Raw genomic sequence first — 18,429 nt, forward strand, 5'->3', positions numbered from 1 at the left:
CAGCACTCTCATTACCATTGTCTGCAACTACCCACGTTCCGTCAATTAATACGAATATTTCCGCAAGGTTACCTTCGGGGAACAGACGTCTGTCCTACCCATCGCTCAACTTCTCGTAGCAACACGTGCTCTTCTACAGGTTTGGCAATGTACGCATTCGCGCCGATAGAAAGGGCCATTTGCCGGTGCTTGTCCCCAGCGCGCGTTGTCATCACCACGATGGGGGTCTGCTTTGTTTCAGGACGGCTCCTGAGTGCTTGGATAACTTCAAACCCGTTTAGCTTTGGCATCTCGAGATCGGTGAGTATCATTCGATACGATGTCGCTGACGCTTTCCGTAGTCCATCTTCCCCGTCCACCGCTGTGTCGATCTGATATCCCGCAGATTCCAGCATTTTCCCCACAAACTTCCGAATACTCAACGAATCATCGACCAGCAATAGACGCATATCCTGAGACTCAGGAGAACCCATTTCTTCCGAGACAACTGCGTCGTATCGATCAGCGGTCTTCGTCAAGACCGAGGGTGATCCTGAATCCTTTGCCTCTCGTGGGGCCAACCGAGCTGGATCGATGACCAAAATGACGCGCCCCTCAGGATCGATCGTCGCTCCACCGAACAATGAATGCTCAAGCGGTCTGAGCATCCCAAGAGACTTAATGACGATTTCTTGTCTCCCGAGCAGTGCATCGACGGCTAATCCTATCGGACCGGTGGCCGTCCGAACCACGACTACCGGCATAGTCCATTCGACGGGTCCGGACTCCCGCCGGAGCACGTGGAACAACGATTGAACCTCAATGGCTTCTTCTGCGATCTGTAAGAAGGTCCGCCCATCCACCTCTCGCATCGAGGACGCGGTAGGCATCGTCACTTCGTGGATATTAAGCAGAGGAATCGCATACCGCTCTGTCCCTGCGCGAACCAGCAATGCGGTCGCGATAAGCAAGGTGAGCGGAAGGGCTAAGGTGAACTTGGTCCCGAGTCCAGGCATGGACTCGACCTCGATCTGCCCGTTCATCTCCTCGATGACTCGTTTGACAACATCTAATCCGACACCCCGCCCTGCCTGGCCTCCCACTTTCTCGGCAGTCGAAAATCCAGGCAAGAAGATCAATTGGAGTGCATCCGCATCCGACATCGTTTGAAGCTGCTGGGAATGAGCCAACCCCATCCTGACGGCTTTTGCGCGAATCTTGGCTAGATCTAACCCCGCACCATCATCTTCAACCTCGATGATAATGGAGTTGCCACGATGTGCGGCATGCAAATAGACCGTGCCGACAGCCGGCTTACCCCTAGACACCCGATCGACTGCCGGCTCGATGCCATGATAGACCGCATTCCGAACGAGATGTACCAAAGGATCTACCAATCGCTCGACCACACCGGTATCCACTTCTGTCTGCTCACCCGACGTCACAAGGGACACTTCTTTGTTGGATGCACGAGCGATTTCCCTGATCGCTCGCCGGAACCTGGTAAACGGCGTCCCGATCGGAACCATCCGTGCTCGAGAAATTTCATCACGCATGAGGAACGTCAGGTGTTGCAGATGGCTCATGTCCTCATGTGCCCGTCGAATGGACCCGTCAAGCTGTGACATCGACTCACTAATATCGGCCGTGACTTCTCCGATGCGTCGGGCGAGGATGTTAAAGTCGTCGTACTTATCGAGCTCGAGACTACCAAAATCTCCAAAGGCTGGAACCGCATGCACGGGAACTGCGATCGAACTGCTGGGTGTCTCCCGATACGTAAAGGTGTGCTTCTCGGCGAACGATTGGACAGACTCCACCAAGCGTGCCTTGAACACGAGGACCTGTTGCGATAGTTGCTCCAACACCTGTAAACGTTGTTCCAATCGGCTGCGTCCGGTGACCAGTTCTCCAACAAGATTCATGAGTCGCTCTAATCGAGCGTAGCTGACACGAATTACCTCACGCTCTTCAGCAGCCTTTGCATCCTGAGGTTTCTCTTGAGCATGCGGCTCTTCTCGCTGACTACCTGAAGAATCGGTGCCCGCGGATGGATCAGCCGGGCACGGTCCCAACGTCGACTCAACGGGCAAGCCTTGATCCAACTTCTTCAGTTCCGCACGGGCTGCGCGGAACCGTTCCCGCGTCCCGATAACCCCGCCAGGATCTCTTCGCATCAGCACCCGAACGACATCGATTGTACGCAGCAACAGATCGGCGTGCCCGGGTAGCACGCTGAAACGACCGTCCCGTACCGCCCCCATGAAATCCTCAACATGATGCACAAGGTCACCTATAGATCGAAACCCTACCGTATAGGCAGATCCTTTCAAGGTATGTGCGGTGCGAAAGAGCTGATTCACCAATTCCCTGTCTTGCGGATCCTTCTCCAAGCGCAAAAGTTCCGCCTCCAACAGTTCAAGATACTCTTGGGCTTCAGGGACAAAGTAGGACATGACTTCTGGGTCTAGGTCCGGAATCAGGTAGTCGTCGGATAAGTCCGTGACGGGTAATTCGACATTGACATCCGCCTCACTGTGACCCGAACTCGAATCGGTCGTTTCCATACTCGGCGGCACAGCGTCTTGCGCAGAAGCGACGGTGGCACCCTCACATACCTGAGTCAGTTGCTGCACAAGGACTGGCACCTCTTGTTGCAGTTTCGACACCTCGGCCGAATCTTTTCGGAGAAGGCGACGGATCAGGCTGGCCGCTGCACGCATCATTTTGAGCAGCATCGAGGTAATGCACAAACGCTTCTCTCTGACTGCAATCATGCAATCTTCCATGGGGCGCGAGACATCCCCAATCACTTGGAATCCGACCGTGTACGCGGACCCTTTGAGTGTATGTGTGGCTCGAAAAAGTCGGTAGATTGACTCTGCATCACCGGGTGTGTTTTCAAGCGTGCGAAGCAACTCATCAATGGCACCCAAATACTCCTCCGCCTCGGGAATGAAATACGACAGAATCTCCTGGTCAAGTAAGGGATTCACATAGTCCGTAGTGGCGAATGACAACGTGATCGACGATTCATTTAAACGGTCCAGAGATATCAGACATTGCTCAACCAGACGGTGATCCTCGTCCTTTCCCTGGCCAATGAATGCGACAAGGGTACTCAGGGACTCTATGGTTTCCCTCATGACTGCAACGACCCTAGGCCAATCGGCAGGAAGTTGCTCGACTGCGCGCTCAAGAATCCCCTCAAGTTGTTCAGCCACGCGAGAGACCCCTTCATAGCCGTACAAAGCAGCCGCGCCACGAATCCGATGGGCAATAATGTACTGTTCCTGGAGCGTGTGAGAGGCAGGAATCGAGTCGGCGGCGATGCACAGTGCTTCCGCCAACGTCGTCAGTCCGTCTGACGTTTCTGAGACGAAGATGCGAACTAAATCGCTCCGATCGGATTCCAATCCCATCAGATTGCCTTAGGACTGAGGAAGACGTGTTTGCAGCGCCTACTCGATTAGGCCAACTTGAACTGGGCGACGGACGCCGTCAGACTTTCAGCCAGCTTAACCATATCCTCCACCGTCGCACGAGCTGAGTCCGTCGCCTTCTGTGTCGCCACGGCTCCACCGGTAAAATCTTTGATGGAACGACCCACTTGATCCGTGGACGCAGTCTGATTGACGGCAGCCGCCGCAATGCTCTGGGCAAGCTCCGCGGAACGTTCTGCAATCGTTGAAATCTCCTTAAACACGTCACCGGTACGGAGAGCTGAAGCCGACCCGGCTTCGACCGCCTGAGTTTCATGTTCCATTGCGACCACCGCGTGTTGCGTTTCACCCTGAATGACTTTTACCAGGTCGGCGATCTCTCGTGTCGCTTGCGTCGAGCTCTCTGCGAGTTTGCGCACCTGATCCGCGACAACGGCAAATCGTGCTCCGGCTTCGCCTGCTCCGGCCGCTTCGATCGCGGCATTTAACGCCAGGAGATTGGTTTGATTGGCGATGTCACGAATGGTTGAGACGATCTGCGAGATCTCCAAAGATCGGTCTCCAAGCGCTTTGACCTGTTTCGACATTCGTTGTACCGCGGATCGGATGCGCTGCATATCCTGCACAGTTTCTTGCACTGCCACTCGACCGTCTTCCGTCGCTTTCAAGACCTGACGAGCAGATTCCGACGACGCCTCAGCCGTTTCAGCCACCTGCCGCATCGAAGCCGCCAGCTGTTCGACTGCACCGAGCGTCTTCATCGACTCATCTGATTGATGCTTCGCCGTCCCCGCCATCTGTCCCGCATTCTCCCGCAACACGCCGGCTGATTGGTTTACGCGTTCGGCGGATTCTCGCACTTGCTTCATCAGCTGAGCGAATCGTTGGATCATCAGATTGAAACCATCTGCAAGATTCCCGAACATATCAGCGGTGACTTCTCCTCGCTTCGTCAAATCTCCTTTCCCCACATCAGACACGAGCACAAGAAATTGAACGAGGCGCTTTTGCATGGTATCTCGCTCTTCCTCTGTTGAGACGAGGCTGGTAATTCGGTCAAGCATCGAATTGAACGCCTTGGCCATATGGCCGACTTCATCATCACTCTCCAGCCGAGCTCGGGCTTGAAGATTACCCGCAGCGGCTTGCTGAGCAACATCGGCCACATGAACGATGTTGCGGGCAATCGTACGCGCAAGAAAATATCCGATGGCGCCGGCGAGAATCAGAGCCAACACGGCGCCAATGAAAACAATGTTGGCACGGTACGATGCCTCGGCTTGTCCGTTATCGTTCAGCTCTTTCGCTACTTCCTGGATAGTCGTCATGAGTTCTCGAACCCGCAGTGTGGCCGCCCCATATTTGTTTGCGACATCGATCGACAACGTGGACTGGGCGAGATTATGCATGCTCTCGTTCTGCTCATCGGCAAGCGAAGACCCAAAACTGTCAGCAAACGCACGCAGAACTCCTTCGGCCGCAGAGAAATACTCCCGCAATGCTTGATGAAGCTCTGCAAGATCTTTGCTTTCGTTGCGCCCGGTTGATGATTTGTGGAGTTCCGATGCCTGTAGTATTTCGAGCGGAGCAAGGGTTTGGCGCTTCAGTTCTGCTAGTGGGACTAGCGCCTCTTCAAAATTGCTCCTATTTGTTTGCCTTCCCACATTCAAGAGGGCGCTATGATAGAGCCCAAGAGTGGTACTACTAATCCCAACGTTCGAAAGTGCCAGCGTTGATCCGTTGTAAATGGATTGCAACTCGCCTTTCAGCTTGTGAAGCCCCATCAAACCCACCAACCCCACAGAAACCATGATGACACTCACGGCAGCAAATCCGAGGATCAACTTTGGCAAGGTCTTGAGGTTTTGAAACCATGATGTCGTGGGCTTCACCGTCGCCTTGCTAGACCTTGGCATAACATCCTTCCTCCTCAACACGCTCGACCGCTCCTCGGTGTATGGGGATCCGCGTCTTCATCTATGGGATCTCAGAAGTGCCTGGTTCCATGACGGCATCTTCAACGGACGCCACCAGCGAGGGAATTGCCAGCATCCCACTCACACGATTCTCCACTCTGACCAGACCTGATAGAAAACGATGTCCGCCTTTGATATTAGCTGAATCACTTAGCATGTCCTCGGTCACAAGCTCCCGGATCTCAGGGACATCATCGATCAGGAGACCGACCTGATGCGCATCATGACGTACAACGATCACATATCTCGCAGTCGTAGACAGCGAGACGCCCAAGGACTGCCGTAAATCAGCCAGTGGGACAATGGTTCCGCGCAGGTTCGCGACACCAACCAACGAGGCCGGCATTCCAGGCACCGGAGTCATTGACTCTAGCTCGAACACTTCGCGGACTTGGCGAAGATCAATCGCAAATGACTCACCTCCTAAGACAATCAGGCACACTCTGCGAAGCTCTGTTGGTTTGGCTTGCTCGAGTCCAGCATCAGACGTGAGCAGCGGTAGATCACAGGGCAAGTTCATCATCGTTTTGTCCCTGCACCACGAACTTCACCGAAGGGCAACCTTTATGGCTTGTAGAAGTTCCTCGGCTTTAAATGGCTTGACCACATGACCGTTTGCCCCCTGTTGTTGCCCCCAAAACTTGTCGCTTTCCTGTCCTTTTGACGTGCAGAGCACGATAGGAATGCCCGAAAAGCGCGCATCATTCTTCAGATCCCGACATGCCTGAAACCCGTTTCGTCCGGGCATGACGACATCCATGACGATAAGATCGGGCTGTTCTGCAAGAATCTGCTCTTCGAGTTTGTCTGTGGTCGGGCATGTCACGACTGTATGGTGAGCGGCCTTGAGGTATGACTCAATAAGCTGAAGCTCAGCCTGTGAATCATCGACCACTACTATCTTACTCATGAAACAGCTCTCCTCTCCCAAGGACCTCATCCCGTGAAAACCTATCGTGGTGAGACGGGTCTACACACATCCTGGCCATGAATGTGTCTGAAACTCGGCTTACTAGGAACTTATCGGTGAAACCTTTCTCATCTTTAGACGAATCATGACGGAGCGACAGATACTCAGGCACTACCCCTCGGCCGACTTTCTTCATTCATATGAGCAATTCTCCACAGATCACATCAGCGGCATCTTTACCATGAACCAAGCTGTTCACCGTCCTGAAGCTCTACCCCGCTCCAATCACGACAAATCTCAATCGCACCCACATACCAGGCGCTCCACAATCACCGATTCAGGCTGAATACAGGCAGTGTATCGACTTGTACACAGTTGGCAAGCAATCGGTGATTCTCGGCAGCTCGTGAGCTGCATGTCATACTGGAGACAAAGTCAAACCTAGGACGAACAATTTACTCAGGAAACGGTGACACACTTCCTATTCTGGTGGAGGACTACCGGGAGCGAAGGGTGTTGAAAAGATGAGGCATGTCTATATGATGGGCTACGTGATCAGCCCAGCGATCGAGTTCATCGTGGAAACGCGCACTGACCATCTCCGATACCGTGCTCTCAAGCGGTGGCAGTTTTTTCCTCTGGCGCACCCGATTCAACCAGTTTCGTCGAAACCCAGATTCGTCGAATACGCCATGGATGTATGTTCCCCACACAAGTCCGTCCTTCCGAATCGTGCCATCACAACGTTCTTCATGAGTCGCGAGAAGAGCGAAGCATGGAGCTTCGTTCACTCGTCGTGTCACCCCCATATGGATCTCATACCCACGGACCAGACAGACTTCTCGCATGAATGCAGCAGTTGGTCGAGCTTGGACACGGGTCGTCTGTTTAGTTCCCTTCAGAGTTGTCTCAACCTCCAAATAACCTAATCCGCGACAGACCCCGCCTTGTTCAACATGGTCAGGATCGGCAATCTTCAGGCCAAGCATTTGATATCCACCGCAGATCCCGACTAACTCTCGCTGGTTGCTTAGGTGAGTATCGAGCAGGGGGACGAACCCCTGCTCCCGTAAGTAGGAAAGGTCACTCACGGTGCTCTTGCTTCCGGGAATAATGATGATATCGGCATCGGCAACCATGGCCGGCGTATGTACATATCTTAACGCCACATCGTCTTCTCCCGAAAGGATGTTGAAATCAGTGAAGTTGCTCATATGAGGCAACAAAACAACTGCAATATTCACCCGGTCTGAGGCGAAGGGTTTTTCCTGGCCTTGAAGTTGAGCAAGGCTGTCTTCTTGATCGAGACTGAGGTCGCGCAGATACGGAAGGACCCCCAGCACTGGAATCCCTCCACGCGATTCCAGAAACTTCACTCCATCGGCAAATAGTTGGACATCGCCACGAAACTTATTAATCACGAGTCCACAGATCCTCTCCCGTTCGTGCGGTTCCAGTAAATCCAATGTCCCGAGGATTTGGGCAAAGATACCGCCTCTGTCGATATCGGCCACGAGCAGTACGTGAGCGTCGGCCACTTCAACGACAGGCCAGTTCACAAGATCCTGTCGTCTAAGATTCACCTCTGCTGCGCTCCCAGCGCCTTCGATCACAATCATCTCGTATTGACTCGCCAGTCGGCGGTAACTCTCGGTCACCGCAGACCAAAGTGTCCGCCTTCCATCAAAATAGGCCGAGGCCTCCTGTTTCCCGAATACTTGGCCATGCACCACCACTTGAGCACATCGGTCGGACTCTGGCTTAAGGAGAATGGGATTCATATCGACATGTGGCGGAATTCCGCAGGCGGCTGCTTGTAAGGCCTGGGCCCGCCCGATCTCTCCCCCTTTAGGAGTCACGAACGAATTCAGTGACATGTTCTGAGCTTTGAACGGCGCCACACGGATACCGCCACGTACGAGTAATCGGCATATTCCGGCAGCCAGGACGCTCTTCCCCACATCAGAACCCGTTCCAAGAATGGCAAGTGCCTTGGCCTTCATCGGGAATCCCTCTGCCACTGCTCAGCCTTGGCTAAGCCTTGAGATACACATTTGGCTACGGCTCTTCCGATGAGTGAACCGATAACCGTATGAGTCCCGCTGTATTGTTGATGTGGTCCCTCTCCACGCGATGCGCACGCAATGACAACCACATCCGTCCCTGTCCCAGTCGCCAAAGACTGAGTTCGGCCACTCCTTACGGCATGATCCCGTAACACACCGGTCTTGGCTTCCGTCACGACCTGTACAGCACCGACCATGGCGGCGCTTGAGAGACTCCCGTTGGTGATCACAACGAGATTAATCGTTCCTGGCCTGCTGCCTCTTTTAGATCGGGCGCATGAGACTGGCGCCTCCCCTGCGTTGACCGCATTGGTCACCCCAACCGTCGCAAAACATTCCACCCAAAGTCCCTGCGCAGTCGTCTGTGCTGTGACCAGCTGTGTCATTGGCACCGCCGTCATGAGCCCGATAGTTTCGCCACTGATCCCCAGCCGGGAAGCCAGGTCTTGCAGGTAGCGCGAAGGCGTAGGGTAGCGCTTGATGAGCTCCCCATTCGCTTCGACCTGATGATTAAGAATCTGTGATGCGAACCTCAGCCCGCCGCCATGCGAGGCCGACGACAGCACTCGCTTCCGACCACCGAGACGGATCACCAGCGTGCGTCCAATCACCTGATACGGAGTGCGGACACCTTTACGAACTCTGGTATTCATGGGGTTGTTGCCGGAGCAATCTCGACAAGGCTCGAATCAGACGAGCATTCTCACTTTGAGCACGCACCGCAAGTCGAATGGACCGAGAATTTGCCCCGGGAACGGTTGAGCAGTCCCGGATCAGCAACCCTTCACCTCTCAATTGAGTCGTGATGTCACGCGCATGGTAGCCGCGAGGCACTTCGACAAAGAAATAATTGGCATACGTGGGCATCACCGAACAACCAGGCAGAGTCGCCAGCATTCTTCCGAACCGTTCTCGTTCTCCGATCATGAATCGCACGCTCTTCCGCACATGGGCCGAGTCGCGCATGGCGGCCAGCGCCGCCACCTGGCCCATCACATTCACCGACCATGGCGGGATCAGCCGTCGGAACGCTTCAATCGCGGCAGGTTTGGCGACGGCATACCCAACCCGAAGTCCAGGTAATGCATAGAACTTGGTCAAGCTCCGCAAGACGACAAGGCGTAACCACGACGCCGCTGATGGAAGAAACGATCTATCCGGGCAATAGTCTGCAAATGCCTCATCAATGATGAGCCATACCTTACGCCGTTGAGCGATGTCTGCCAGTCGCCGAAGATCCTCGACGGCGCACGCTTGCCCCGTCGGGCTATTGGGATTGCACAGGAGGACTCCATCGATGGGATCAGAGTGTCGCTGTCGTTTCTCCACCAGCTGACAGAGATGCTCAATCGGCTGCGCATACTGCTCTCTCGCTCTTGCGTAGACAGTGGTGATACGCCCACCTGCCCGTGCCATGGACGCAGCGTATTCTGAGAACGTTGGGTGCACGATCACAAGATGACGAATCTTCAGCGCTCGAGGAAGAACATCGATCAATTCCGTAGAGCCGTTGCCGACCACAATTTCTTCGGCCTGTCGTTGCCAGTATTGTGCAAGCGCTTGACGAAGTTCCCAGCAGTCCGGATCCGGATAATGCGTAATGAGTCGGCGCGCTTGGGTGATCGCCCGCCAAACATGCGGTGATGGACCCAGCGGGTTAATACTGGCACTGAAGTCGATGAGACGGCGCACGTCGCGACCGAGCTCGCGTGAGGCCGCATACACATTCCCACCATGAATCGAAGATCCTAGACGAGGCACATGAGACCCGCAGCAAGGGTAACGCCGAATGCGCACACACCAATCATGATACGAGATGCCGCTCTGATATCGCTTGGAATGGGCGGCCGTCCATTCCTTCCGAGAAGTGGTCGATCATCGGGCACTCCTTGATACAAATTGACTCCTCCTAACTGGATTCCTAGCGAACCGGCCATGGCCGCCTCTGGTCGCCCGCTATTTGGGCTGGGATGCTTGCTCCCATCGCGCCACAGGACGTGCAACCCTGCGCTGACTCGAATAGGCCCTCTCATGACTACCGCAGCCGTTAAGATGATGAGTACAGCGGAGAGCCGAGCAGGAATCCAGTTCGCAAGGTCGTCCAGTCGTGCAGAGGCCCAGCCAAAATCAATATGGCGTTCATCCGTATGCCCAACCATTGAGTCCAGCGTGTTCACCGCCTTGTAGGCAAGCGCCAATGGGGCTCCCCCTAGAGCAAGATAAAACAATGGTGCAATAATCCCATCACTGGTACTTTCCGCAATAGTCTCGATCGTTGCTCGAGCAAGTTCCCCCTGAGACAATTGATCAGTGTCTCGCCCTACGATCATCCCCACCGCTCTTCGAGCCTCAGAAAGATCACCTCGATCCAGCTGTGTGCACACGGCATGAACATGATTCCACAAATCGCGTGCCGCGAGTGTCGTCCAGGCTAGCCCGATGGTCACGAGACTTCCGAACCACCAGGTTAGGCGATCAGCAATGGCGATCGCTTCACGGCTGAGGACAAATACAAGTATCGGGAGCGCCAGCGCCAGGACAACGCCTGCTGCACGAAGAGTGGTGGGACTGTGAGCAATCCTTCTGACATATTTGTCGCACCATCCGATCACGATGCCCATTCCGCGAACAGGATGAGGGAACCAGCGGGGGTCTCCCGCGATCGCATCGAGCGTTGCTGCCGCTAACAGTTCCCCTCCCATCATGACAGCACGAGTGCGAGGGGAGCCAAGAGAAGAAATAGAATTTCTACAATCTCATTTGTGGCGCCTAACGTATCCCCGGTAATCCCACCAAACAACGCGCGGCACATGGCGTGTACTACCATGAGAATCAGACCGCTTCCAATTAGCGTCACCGCTGTCGCCGTGACACCTACCCCGATCACCAGTGCGGCAGTCAGGACCACCGTCGATCCGATCACATGCCAGACCGACAGATGAGCTAGAAACGGGGATGCCAGCCCGCCGTCCGCTCGTGCATAGGGAGCCAGCCAAGCCAGAGCGACCATGGCGCAACGTCCAATCGCCGGCATACACACCAACACCGGAATGCGGAGCGATTGTGGAAGTGCCATCAGACCTGCATAACGAAGCATCAATGACAAGAACAGGCCGGTCGCGCCGAGCGCACCAATTCTCGGATCGCGCATGATCGACAGGCGATCAGCCACGGTTCGACCACCTGCCAGTCCGTCAAGTGTGTCGGCCAATCCATCCTGGTGCAGTCCGCGAGTGAGCGATACCAGCAGCACGATCAAACAGATATTGACGACTTCCTGCGCAAAGATGTGGCTCAACCACCTGTCCGACAGCGCCAGGATTCCGCCGAGCATGAGCCCAACCGTAGAATACCAGGCCATCGATGCAGCCAGTTCAGGCGCAGTCGGTTCATGGTGAACCTTGCTTAGCGGAATGGTCGTCAGAAAATGCCACGCAAAGATGAATGGACGAGCGACGGCTCCCATACGAGGTCACACCTTGTTCGCCACACCGGCTTCTTCGAATGTCGCCATCTCCGTGTAGACCTTGATCGCGGCACAGACCAGATCCATTCCTAAACAGGCTCCTGTCCCCTCGCCAAGGCGAAAGTCGAGGTTCAGAAGTGGGGTCAATCCTAAATGGTCCAGAATTGCACGATGTCCCGGTTCGACCGACCGATGTGCTGCGATGAGATACTCACGACACAACGGCTGAAGTCCAACTGCAATCAACGCTGCAGCACCTGCGATGAACCCATCCAGCACGACTGGAATACGGGACGCCGCTGCACCGAGTATGAGCCCCACCAGCCCGCCGATTTCCAAGCCCCCTACCTTTGCCAGGACGGCGAGTGGATACGCCGACCTCGGGCGATGGAGATCGAGCGCTCGCTCAATCACCTTCACCTTGTGCAGGCGATCGGCTTCCTCAATACCGGTCCCATGTCCGGTTACCTCTGCCACCGGCCGTCCGGTCATCACCGCTGCAATTGCGGCGCTGGGCGTCGTATTGCCGATGCCCATCTCTCCCGTACCGATCAGGCCGACACCTTCCCGTACAGCGTCCATCGCCAACTCAATCCCCACCGTGACAGCTTGTTCCGCTTGCTCGCGGGTCATCGCCGGCTCACGCGCTAAATTATGCGTGCCTCTCATGATCTTTCGATGAATCAACCCAGAGATCGATCCAAATTCATAATCAACTCCGATGTCGACCACACGGACGAGCACATCGGCATGCCGGGCAAACACATTCACACCGGCACCACCTCGGAGAAAGTTCAAGACCATTTGAGGAGTGACTTCACGTGGATAGGCACTGACCCCTTCCACGGTCACGCCATGGTCCGCGGCAAAGGTGAACACCATCCCGCGCGGAATATTAGGTTTCAGTTCCCCCGTCACAGTCACGTAAGAAGCGGCCAATTCCTCGATGCGGCCAAGGCTACCCTGTGGCTTCGTCAAACGACTTAAATGGGTCTGTGCTTTCGTACGCAGACTCAGATCCAACGGCTGTATTCGACGGCACACCTCTTCGATCAGCATAAGATTCCTTTCCTCATCTCAAACGAAGCGGTATTCCGCTGACCACCAGATAAGCCTCATCCGCCTCTTCGGCAATGCGCTGATTCACCCGTCCCGAAAGATCGCGAAAGGCTCGCGCCGATGGCTCAATCGGAACTAGTCCCAGCCCTAACTCATTACTGACGAGCACCACCCGCGCTTCTGTACCCCGCATGTGTTCCAGCAGCGTTCCCGCTCTCGCGAGAATAGCCTGTTCAGTGACACCGGTTCCCATGAGATTACTCAGCCACATTGTGACACAGTCGAAGAGTATCGTTCGATACTGTGTCCCATGCTTGGACAACCATGCCTCCACATCAAGTGGCTCTTCGACCGTTTCCCAATCCGCCGATCGTGTGGCCTGATGCCGAGCAATTCGCAACGCCATCTCTTGATCCAAACTCTGTCCTGTGGCAATGAATGCTCGTGGCCCACCCAAGCCGGCTAATCGAAGAGCGGTCTCGCTTTTCCCGGACGAGGCCCCACCGAGAACAAGTATGATATGGCCCTTTGTTTGTCGCCCCGATTGGCGCTTATTCGGTTTTCTTGGCGACATCGCGCTCCCATAGGAATTCCGGCTCACCCTGTGTCTTAGCGACCCATCGCGCCAACACAAACAATGTGTCGCTGAGCCGATTGACGAACTTGACGATCGTCGGATCAACCGGCTCCGTTTTTGAGAGCGCGACACACAACCGCTCGGCTCGACGACAGACCGTCCGGGCTTGATGGAGAAACCCTGACACTTTTCCCCCTCCCGGCAGGATGAACTCTTTGAGCGGTTCGAGATCCTTTTGGCATCGATCGATCAGCCGTTCCAAACGCAACACATCTTTCGCCGCAACTTGCGGCATATTTTTGAATGTTTGCCCAGGTGCCGTTGCCAGAATACTGCCGACATCGAAGAGTTTATTCTGCACCCAGCGTAATTCCTCTTCCAGTTGCTGGGCTTGTTTGTGATCATCAACAGACTCAGCATTCATGACTCGAACGACACCGACCACGGCGTTGAGTTCATCGATTGTCCCGTAGGCGTCGACCCGCAGACTGTCTTTCCACACCGGTTGTCCGCCGGCCAGTCTGGTTTTTCCCGTGTCCCCTGTTCTTGTGTAGACCTTGGTGATGCGCATCCCCATCCCCTCTCGTGTCATGAATCCGATTGCCCCATGACTCATCGTGAATTAACCGGCCGACTGGAATCCGACTCCGCCACCCGGCTGCTTCTAAATCGGGCTGGTCCTCAAATTTGGACACATAGCCGAGGCAGAGATAGGCGAGCACCGTCACTGATTTGGGTACGCCGATCACCCGCTTCAGCGCCTCGTGATCCAGAATACTGACCCACCCGACACCGATGCCCTCGGCCCTGGCAGCCAGCCAGAGATTTTGAACGGCGCAACAGGTGCTGTACAAGTCGGTTGCGCGGACTGTCGAACGACCGAGCACATTCGCCCCACCGCGCCGCCGGCTGCATGTGATGCATAAGTTGATCGGCGCTTCTTCAATCCCTTCCAGTCTCAAGCCCCGATACAATGCTCCCTTGGCCCCTGCATACCGAGCGGACGCTTTGGTGTTCGCCTCGACGAAGAGGTCCTTCACCGCGCGCTTCGTCGTACGATTGCGAATGACCACAAAATCCCACGGCTGCATGAATCCCACCGATCCCGCATGATGCGCCGCCGTCAGCAGCTTCATCATCACGGCATTCGGAATCGGCGTCGGCACAAAATTCCGGCGCACATCTCGCCGCTCAAATATCGCACGATAGACAGCTTCCCGCTCAGCGTCTGAAAAGCGGCCGTTGGTTTGTATCATCGCTGCACTTACTCTTTCCGCCTGCTGTCTCTTGGGACTGGCTGAGGCCCCTGCTCACCGGTTGCGATCTTTCCCAAACAATGAGAACAGAGACACTCCTTATACCGCGCCGCAATCCAATCCATCTGTGGCTCGGTAATACCGAGATTGCCACACCAGCACTGGTATCCGCCACACTCGAAGACGTGGCCGCAGCTCTCGCAGGTCTTCTGAACCGGCCCTTTCATCGATCTGCTCCCAGCATACCCCTCGCCGGTTCACCTATCCGACTAGCTGCACGACGCGCCGATTCAACCAGCGACGCTGCAATTTCTGGCTGACTGGAAAAATGCAGATGGGTATAGAGTGCCAGCACATTGCCACTCATAAGCCCATCCTGTCCCTGTGAAAGTCCTTCAGCATCGCTCAGGGTACAGGTATACGTCAGCGGCCCCTTCGGAACCAGCGCAGAATAATGAAACTCATGGCCTCGTGCCGTGGCACCAGCGTCACCAATGATACAGCCTCGTGAACATTCCACTGTTCGATATCCCAACGTGAGACCCGATTTCCGCATGACCGTTTCCGCCGGAAAGATTCCGACCATATCATGCGAGCATCCGCCGAAATCCCGGACAGACTCCGTCAGATACATGAGTCCGCCGCACTCGGCATAGATCACGCCACCTCGATCAGCAAACCGGCTGATAGCCGCTCGCATAGGAGTGTTCTTGGCCAACATGTCACCGTACAATTCTGGATACCCGCCACCGAGATACAACATCTCGACGTTCGGCAGGAACTGGTCGTTCAACGGAGAAAACGTCACCATTTCCACGCCGGCCGCCTCCAACAACTCAAGATTGTCCTGATAATAAAAACAAAATGCCTGATCCTGCGCCACACCCATTCGAATCGTACGGCCTGAACTCTTGCTTGCCGTCGAAGACACGACTTCCGACCACGTGCCGGATGAATGGGCAAGAGCTTCAATAGCATCCAGATCGACCGTATCCAATGCCGCTTTCGCCAAGCGATGATAGAATTGACCATCGCCTTGTTCCGTGGCCAGGACTAATCCGAGATGCCGATCGGGAATAGTCAGAGCGGCATCGGGACGCAAATATCCCAGGGCTGCCACATCGGTCTCTTGTTCCACCGCCGCCTTCAGCAATCGGTAATGGCCGTCGCTCCCGACCCGATTGAACAAGACCCCTACGACACGTACTGCAGGATCGAAGTGTGTATACCCCGCCACCATGGCTGCAGCAGAACGGGCCATGGCGCTTCCGTCGATGACGAGAATAACCGGTGCCTCCAACTGCTTCGCCAATTCAGCCGTGCTACCGATGTCGTTTACAAGTGAACTGCCATCGAACAGCCCCATCATACCCTCGATGATGGAGATATCCGCACCAGTTGCAGCATGAGCAAAGATCGAGCGGTTAAGATCCTTCCCAAGCATCCACCCATCGAGGTTTCGAGACTGGCGGCCGGTGGCCGCCCGATGATGACTGGGATCGATAAAATCCGGCCCGACCTTGAACGGCTGAACTCGGCATCCTCGCTCACGCAGGGCCGCCAGAATCGCTAACGTCGCGGTCGTTTTCCCGACACCGCTCGCAGTTCCGGCAATCACTAATCGTGGATACTGTTTCATACAACCTTAGAGAGGCAGATCGTAACTGATCCGCACGCCTCCGAAAATCGACCGGATGGGTGTGCCGAAAAACAGAGTCTCTTCATATTTTTCGTTGAAGATGTTGTCTAAGCGCAGATAGGCTTGCATGTACTTCGTCACATCATAGCTCGCGGACAGATTCCATACGACAAACGATGGGGTCGGATTACCATTTCCTGTATTGCCGAACTGTTCGCCGACATAACGCCCCTCTAGATTAGCTCGCAAACTTTCTATAGGCTGATAGCTGACAATGGTCGAAATTTGATGGAGTGGCCACTTGGGAAGATGTGTGTCCAAGCCACTACTGACATCCCGCGTTGCTGCGTACGTATACTGGATCTGCAGATCCAAGTTCTTCACCCATCGCCCGTCACGATAGAGCTTCAACTTGGTGCTCACTTCCACACCTTCCGCTTTGGCTAACCCCACGTTCTGTGCACAGAATCCAAACGAGCCAGGAGCCGTACACTCGGCTGGATCAAACACCGACAGAATCAGATTTCGGTAACGGGTCCAAAAATAGCCAACACTGATGCTGCCTCGATCATTAGGCAAGGCCTGTTCGATAGCCACATCGAGCGCTTGGCTCTTTTCTGGTTTCAAATTTGGATTGCCGAATCCAGGGAAAAATAGTTCATTGATCGTCGGGGCGCGAAAACCGGTAGCATAGCTGCCTCGTAGTTTCGTGCCGGTTTCCCGATGGAGATATCCTCCAGTGATACGATAGGTTGTCGCGCTTCCAAACACGTTATACTCGTCTTGTCGAATGCCCGCCGTACCAAACACTCGATCCCAAAGATTCAACTGTGCCTCTCCAAACCCGGCGTGGCTACTCACAGATTTGTTCTCGAAGACGGTCGTGTTGGTCAAGAGGTCACGATTGTCGCCCCTCTGTTCTCGGAACTGATAACCAGCTGTCAATTTAAGCGGTTTCCAGACTTGAATATTGTGCTGCCATTCAATCCGATTACTGGTGGTTCCAATTTGAGACCTGAACGGAAACCCAATGGGTCCGGTGGTTCCGGACACAAGGTTACGTTCCACTACACCGCCATTACTCACAAGATTTTCGGTGGCCCGGGACAAGGTCAGTTTGGCCGACCACCAATCGGTAATCGGCTGCGCATAGTTTCCGGCAAAGACATATTGGGTACTTCTTGATCTCGCGCCCAACACGTCAGCCGGATTTGATGCGAAGGTGGTCGGATTAAATGAAAATCCGTCGAAATTCACAATGCCATCCAGCCAACGGAAACTAAATTCCAGCCGTCCATCTTTCGGCAAGTCTGCGCCCAGTCGCACCGATCCTTGCCAGTTGTGATAGCCATCACGCTCAGCTGCACCACGCCGGTAATTGATGGCTGAAAAACCTGCCGTATCCAAACGTGTAATTGATCCTGAAAAATCAATTGGGCCTTTCTTACCAGAGAGGCTGCCACCTTCGCGAATCGTATTAAAGGACCCGTATTCGGCAAAGGCAGACACATTGGGTTTTTCTCGGCCACGCTTGGTTATGATATTAATCACGCCGCCCATCGCATCCGACCCCCAGAGCATGCTCTGACTCCCGCGCAAGATTTCAATCCGTTCGATGTTGTCGGATGTGAGGTTGGCAAAGTCATAACTTCCGTCCGTGGCGCTGTTGACGATTGCGCCATCGATCAAGACAAGCGTCTGCTGTGGTGTTCCTCCACGCATTCGTACACCGACCGTCGTTCCGATTCCTCCGCTTTGAAAAACTGCCAGTCCTGATGTCCATCGAAGCGCTTCGGCAACTGTCCTGACTTTTCGCTGTTGCATCTCTTCGCCTGTGATCACTTCCACGGCGCTGGTGACTTGTTTGGCCGGAATGGGGGTCTTGGTCGCGCTCACCACTATGTCCGGAGCCTGAAGTACCTCCGACTGGTCGGCCATCGCGACTTCCTGAGCACGTACGGGAAAGGAGAACAAGAAGCTCCACAGCAGGAGCAGAATACCGGTAGAGACAAACCACGGACGAACACGTCGCATGAAAACCTCCCTTTGACTCGAAGG

The 18,429-nt window shown here is 54.8% G+C and carries 16 protein-coding genes; all 16 read right to left on the bottom strand.

Annotation, left to right across the window (positions count from 1 at the left end; genetic code table 11):
• Positions 1 to 68: 68 nt before the first annotated feature.
• A complete protein-coding gene (locus tag IPM58_05275; GenBank protein MBK9306504.1) occupies positions 69 to 3,401 on the bottom strand; it encodes an Hpt domain-containing protein in 3,333 nt (1,110 codons plus the stop codon).
• Positions 3,402 to 3,448: 47 nt separating this feature from the next.
• Positions 3,449 to 5,338 carry an MCP four helix bundle domain-containing protein gene (locus tag IPM58_05280; protein ID MBK9306505.1) on the bottom strand — a complete coding sequence of 630 codons (1,890 nt, stop codon included), beginning with the start codon at positions 5,336 to 5,338 and terminating at the stop codon, positions 3,449 to 3,451.
• Between the two features lie 61 nt (positions 5,339 to 5,399).
• The gene (locus IPM58_05285; protein MBK9306506.1) at positions 5,400 to 5,921 is read right to left on the bottom strand and encodes a chemotaxis protein CheW; all 522 of its coding nucleotides are present in this window, start codon (positions 5,919 to 5,921) and stop codon (positions 5,400 to 5,402) included.
• A gap of 24 nt (positions 5,922 to 5,945) precedes the next feature.
• Positions 5,946 to 6,308: a response regulator gene (locus tag IPM58_05290; GenBank protein ID MBK9306507.1), complete on the bottom strand. Its 363-nt coding sequence runs from the start codon at positions 6,306 to 6,308 to the stop codon at positions 5,946 to 5,948.
• 497 nt (positions 6,309 to 6,805) lie between these two features.
• Positions 6,806 to 8,311: a cobyric acid synthase gene (locus tag IPM58_05295; GenBank protein ID MBK9306508.1), complete on the bottom strand. Its 1,506-nt coding sequence runs from the start codon at positions 8,309 to 8,311 to the stop codon at positions 6,806 to 6,808.
• Positions 8,308 to 9,027, bottom strand: coding sequence for an adenosylcobinamide amidohydrolase (locus IPM58_05300; GenBank protein ID MBK9306509.1), 720 nt, complete (start codon positions 9,025 to 9,027; stop codon positions 8,308 to 8,310). The genes IPM58_05295 and IPM58_05300 overlap by 4 nt, the downstream gene beginning before the upstream one ends.
• On the bottom strand, positions 9,008 to 10,135 hold the full coding sequence (locus tag IPM58_05305) for a threonine-phosphate decarboxylase (GenBank protein MBK9306510.1): 1,128 nt from the start codon (positions 10,133 to 10,135) through the stop codon (positions 9,008 to 9,010). Before IPM58_05305 ends, IPM58_05300 begins: the two co-directional genes overlap by 20 nt.
• Positions 10,123 to 11,079 carry a cobalamin biosynthesis protein CobD gene (cobD, locus tag IPM58_05310; GenBank protein ID MBK9306511.1) on the bottom strand — a complete coding sequence of 319 codons (957 nt, stop codon included), beginning with the start codon at positions 11,077 to 11,079 and terminating at the stop codon, positions 10,123 to 10,125. The genes IPM58_05305 and cobD overlap by 13 nt, the downstream gene beginning before the upstream one ends.
• Complete coding sequence (locus IPM58_05315; GenBank protein ID MBK9306512.1) at positions 11,076 to 11,840, bottom strand: adenosylcobinamide-GDP ribazoletransferase; 765 nt, start codon at positions 11,838 to 11,840, stop codon at positions 11,076 to 11,078. The genes cobD and IPM58_05315 overlap by 4 nt, the downstream gene beginning before the upstream one ends.
• Positions 11,841 to 11,846: 6 nt before the next feature.
• Positions 11,847 to 12,899, bottom strand: a complete 1,053-nt coding sequence (cobT, locus tag IPM58_05320) for a nicotinate-nucleotide--dimethylbenzimidazole phosphoribosyltransferase (protein ID MBK9306513.1) — start codon at positions 12,897 to 12,899, stop codon at positions 11,847 to 11,849.
• 13 nt (positions 12,900 to 12,912) lie between these two features.
• Positions 12,913 to 13,473, bottom strand: a complete 561-nt coding sequence (cobU, locus tag IPM58_05325; GenBank protein ID MBK9306514.1) for a bifunctional adenosylcobinamide kinase/adenosylcobinamide-phosphate guanylyltransferase — start codon at positions 13,471 to 13,473, stop codon at positions 12,913 to 12,915.
• The gene (locus tag IPM58_05330; GenBank protein MBK9306515.1) at positions 13,451 to 14,047 is read right to left on the bottom strand and encodes a cob(I)yrinic acid a,c-diamide adenosyltransferase; all 597 of its coding nucleotides are present in this window, start codon (positions 14,045 to 14,047) and stop codon (positions 13,451 to 13,453) included. Before IPM58_05330 ends, cobU begins: the two co-directional genes overlap by 23 nt.
• Positions 13,932 to 14,732: a 5,6-dimethylbenzimidazole synthase gene (gene bluB / locus IPM58_05335; GenBank protein ID MBK9306516.1), complete on the bottom strand. Its 801-nt coding sequence runs from the start codon at positions 14,730 to 14,732 to the stop codon at positions 13,932 to 13,934. The genes IPM58_05330 and bluB overlap by 116 nt, the downstream gene beginning before the upstream one ends.
• An 8-nt stretch (positions 14,733 to 14,740) precedes the next feature.
• Positions 14,741 to 14,959: a cysteine-rich CWC family protein gene (locus IPM58_05340; GenBank protein MBK9306517.1), complete on the bottom strand. Its 219-nt coding sequence runs from the start codon at positions 14,957 to 14,959 to the stop codon at positions 14,741 to 14,743.
• Positions 14,956 to 16,371, bottom strand: coding sequence for a cobyrinate a,c-diamide synthase (locus IPM58_05345; GenBank protein ID MBK9306518.1), 1,416 nt, complete (start codon positions 16,369 to 16,371; stop codon positions 14,956 to 14,958). Before IPM58_05345 ends, IPM58_05340 begins: the two co-directional genes overlap by 4 nt.
• 6 nt (positions 16,372 to 16,377) lie before the next feature.
• On the bottom strand, positions 16,378 to 18,405 hold the full coding sequence (locus IPM58_05350; GenBank protein MBK9306519.1) for a TonB-dependent receptor: 2,028 nt from the start codon (positions 18,403 to 18,405) through the stop codon (positions 16,378 to 16,380).
• Between the last annotated feature and the right edge of the window lie 24 nt (positions 18,406 to 18,429).

Source organism: Nitrospira sp. (assembly GCA_016715825.1).
Lineage (GTDB): Bacteria > Nitrospirota > Nitrospiria > Nitrospirales > Nitrospiraceae > Nitrospira_D.

Coding starts and splice junctions, on each gene's coding strand:
- IPM58_05275 (MBK9306504.1), bottom strand. CDS start 3,401: ATGGGATTGGAATCCGATCGGAGCGATTTAGTTCGCATCTTCGTCTCA.
- IPM58_05350 (MBK9306519.1), bottom strand. CDS start 18,405: ATGCGACGTGTTCGTCCGTGGTTTGTCTCTACCGGTATTCTGCTCCTG.
- IPM58_05290 (MBK9306507.1), bottom strand. CDS start 6,308: ATGAGTAAGATAGTAGTGGTCGATGATTCACAGGCTGAGCTTCAGCTT.
- IPM58_05300 (MBK9306509.1), bottom strand. CDS start 9,027: ATGAATACCAGAGTTCGTAAAGGTGTCCGCACTCCGTATCAGGTGATT.
- cobD (MBK9306511.1), bottom strand. CDS start 11,079: ATGATGGGAGGGGAACTGTTAGCGGCAGCAACGCTCGATGCGATCGCG.
- bluB (MBK9306516.1), bottom strand. CDS start 14,732: ATGATACAAACCAACGGCCGCTTTTCAGACGCTGAGCGGGAAGCTGTC.
- IPM58_05280 (MBK9306505.1), bottom strand. CDS start 5,338: ATGCCAAGGTCTAGCAAGGCGACGGTGAAGCCCACGACATCATGGTTT.
- IPM58_05340 (MBK9306517.1), bottom strand. CDS start 14,959: ATGAAAGGGCCGGTTCAGAAGACCTGCGAGAGCTGCGGCCACGTCTTC.
- IPM58_05330 (MBK9306515.1), bottom strand. CDS start 14,047: ATGCGCATCACCAAGGTCTACACAAGAACAGGGGACACGGGAAAAACC.
- IPM58_05295 (MBK9306508.1), bottom strand. CDS start 8,311: ATGAAGGCCAAGGCACTTGCCATTCTTGGAACGGGTTCTGATGTGGGG.
- cobU (MBK9306514.1), bottom strand. CDS start 13,473: ATGTCGCCAAGAAAACCGAATAAGCGCCAATCGGGGCGACAAACAAAG.
- cobT (MBK9306513.1), bottom strand. CDS start 12,899: ATGCTGATCGAAGAGGTGTGCCGTCGAATACAGCCGTTGGATCTGAGT.
- IPM58_05285 (MBK9306506.1), bottom strand. CDS start 5,921: ATGATGAACTTGCCCTGTGATCTACCGCTGCTCACGTCTGATGCTGGA.
- IPM58_05315 (MBK9306512.1), bottom strand. CDS start 11,840: ATGGGAGCCGTCGCTCGTCCATTCATCTTTGCGTGGCATTTTCTGACG.
- IPM58_05345 (MBK9306518.1), bottom strand. CDS start 16,371: ATGAAACAGTATCCACGATTAGTGATTGCCGGAACTGCGAGCGGTGTC.